At 30.9% G+C, this 2,895-nt stretch carries 2 protein-coding genes; both read right to left on the bottom strand.

All coding sequences use genetic code 11. The features are described 5' to 3' along the window. Positions 1-434, bottom strand: a 434-nt coding sequence (locus F6K13_RS26525; RefSeq protein WP_287288932.1) for a glycosyltransferase, incomplete at its 3' end; no start/stop codon positions are given. Positions 435-1,133: 699 nt separating this feature from the next. After that, a partial coding sequence (locus F6K13_RS26520) for an LA_3751/LA_3752 family putative glycosyltransferase (RefSeq protein WP_287288930.1) occupies positions 1,134-2,895 on the bottom strand: 1,762 nt, incomplete at its 5' end.

The following is a 2,895-nucleotide window of genomic DNA, read 5'->3' as shown; positions in this document are numbered from 1 at the left end:
TGAGCAATATCTTTTCCACCTTTTATCCAACGAGAACCTACTGCCACATCTGCATTCCCTTCTCTTATTACTTTGACTAACTTAGGTACATCTTCTGGTGGCATAGATAAATCACAATCCATCCAGGTAATAATTTTAGCATCATAAGTAGCGATCGCTTCATTTATTCCTCTTTGAATTGCTGAAGTTAAACCTTTTTCGTCAATACGTTTAATTAATTCTACACCAGATTTAAAACTGTCATCTTGAAGAGAAAGGGGGTAATTATGGGCAATTTCTTCGACTATTTTCCAAGTACCATCTGGAGAATTATCATCTACGACTAAAATGAGATAAGGATGAGGCACGCTAGCTATTAAAGTTTCAATTAAAGGACGAATATTATCTTTTTCATTGAAAGTAGGTAAAACAGTGCAAACTAATTGATTAGACATAATTTTTTTTTTATTTTTTTACTATTTTGGTAAGCATTTCCTCCGGAATGCTGCGCAAACAGCCGTCAGCATTCAGCCATCAGCTATTGCTTCTTTTTAGTTCTAGATAAAAGCTTTACTAATTGAATGAGAATTAAATTTTACTATAAAAGCAGCTTTTAAAGTCTATATATTAAATTCCCCTTATAAGAGCTGAGAGCTGGCAGCTAATAGCTAAATTCTTACCTATTTTGAAAAACTTAATTGCTTTAAGCTGTTGCGCATTTAAATTGGAAATTATAGATATAGATTTTAAAAAGAGTGTTCTGGTCAAGTCTCATTAATTAGGCATAATAAAATTTTTCATTTCTGTGTCTTATATCATCTCCTTTATTTCCCTATTTTCCCTATTTTATGTTCCCTTTAAACTTCATATTTACTATTTCCAAAATAAATGTATATAGCGTTTCTTAAATTAGTGAGATACAGTTGTTTTTCTTTTTGGTAGTCCTACATAGTAATGGTAGATGAGGATGAATAGCGCTGCTTCATGGGAGCAAAATGCTCCCACTACCGTTTCCTTGACCAACATAATTACAATAGACCACCATTACAATGCACCACTACCTTGTTTTTTTATATCCCCTGTTTATCGAATTACTACTCCCTACTCCCTAAAACAAACGAATTTTGTACCTCACCAATATTAGAATTGCTATCTTAACTTATTTCAACAATTTCTCCTTGATAAATAGGATATTTACCATGGGTTCCTAAATTATTTAACTTCACCTGAAATAATTGATTATTTTGACTAAATTGAAGTTTTTCAGTGGCTTCTGTTAATGGACGACAGACACGATGGGGATAACAAATGTAAGTGAATTTATCTAAGCTTTTTTGTAACAATGCTTGAGCTAAATTTAATAAATCTTTGCTTTCTTCAGCACGAAATAATAAAGTTTTTGACGGCAAAGAAAACTCTAATGCTTGGGCTGCGTGTTGATGAGAAACAGCAACCACAGGGTCAGTATTTTTAGCTAAAAACTGAATTGTCGGCTCAATATCTTTGCTGTTTTTATTTATGTATATTGTTCCTAAATATAGGTTTTTGTATATGCCTAAAGCTACAAAAGTCAAAACAGTAAATAAAGCAACATAATAGAATATAGTTGATGATAAATTTTGAAAGTATTGTAATTGTTCAATCACCATCAAAGAAATAAGGGGGAGAAGGATTAATAAATATCTTGGTCCCCATTGTTTTCCTCCAACTGTAAATTCATCAGGTGCTATATCAACTAAAAGAGATACTCCTACCACAAAAAATAAACATATCAAATAAATAATTGTTATCTGATTATTCACTTCTACACTTGTTTGACCCATGAAATAAAACCATAAAATTGTTGCTATCAAAGGAATCAACCATTTTTTTATTTGATTTTTTAGTTCTCTTACACCTCCTTTGATGAATTGAAATCCTGTTATTATTATGCCTATTGACACAAGGGCAGCAATCATTAAATTAACATTCAATAAATCAGGAGAATTTTCTATGCCAAATAACAGAATGTAAAATATAGGAAAAATGGTTAGAGGAAAATATTCTATTAAAGACTTAGTTAAAAATTGAATAATTATTTTAAATTCTTCGATTCTTCTTGATAGGGAAAATTCTTCCAGCACTAACAGAGAATGAAGACCTAAAAAATATCCATAAATAATTTTGTTCGTTACTAAAAAAGCACCGACCACCAAAAACATACTGATTAAGTAGAAAACTGGTACTTGCAAATTCAGATATAGATCCTGCCAGTTGAAATTATTGGAATTTGTTAAAGCTGCTAGTAAATTATTTTGAGAAAATGCTTGTAAAATAACAACTATTGTCAAAGCACCAACCATAGCGAAAAATTCAGATCTAACCCAAACTGATAATCCAACTAAACATCCAGTGATGATGACATTAAATATAGACATTTGAGGGATAAAGAAAAAACTCATTCCCGCAAAACAAAGGGCAATAGCTAATGTATGTTCCCAATACATCGCACTATATAAAGTTAGATTTGAAGCAAAAATTAGAGCAATTAATCCTAGATTTGTATTAATAACGTTAAAGTTCAAAGATTGACAAATTAAATTAAAAGTTATCCAAACAACCCAGGTAGAAACTACAGGAATCAGATATAAACCTCTATAACCAAAAAGTTTATAGAAAGGCGCAGTAATTAAAGAAAAAGTAAAGGGGAAAGAAATGTAGTAGCGATTATTTAAACAAAAAACAAACGGTTTTTCATAGGGATAAAGTCCTTGATTCCAAAGTTCTTTCACCCATTTTTCTTCAGATGGAATTAAGTCAAAACGCAATTTACCACTACTTAATTGTTTTGCTAATAAAGCTTTTAGTCCAGAATCACCATTAAAAAATGCACCATAAGCGACTTGAGAAAATAAATACAAGGAATAAATAATTCCA

This window comes from Okeania sp. SIO2B9 (genome assembly GCF_010672505.1).
Taxonomy (GTDB): Bacteria; Cyanobacteriota; Cyanobacteriia; order Cyanobacteriales; family Microcoleaceae; genus Okeania; species Okeania hirsuta.
This window is presented reverse-complemented; position numbering and strand designations above follow the sequence as displayed.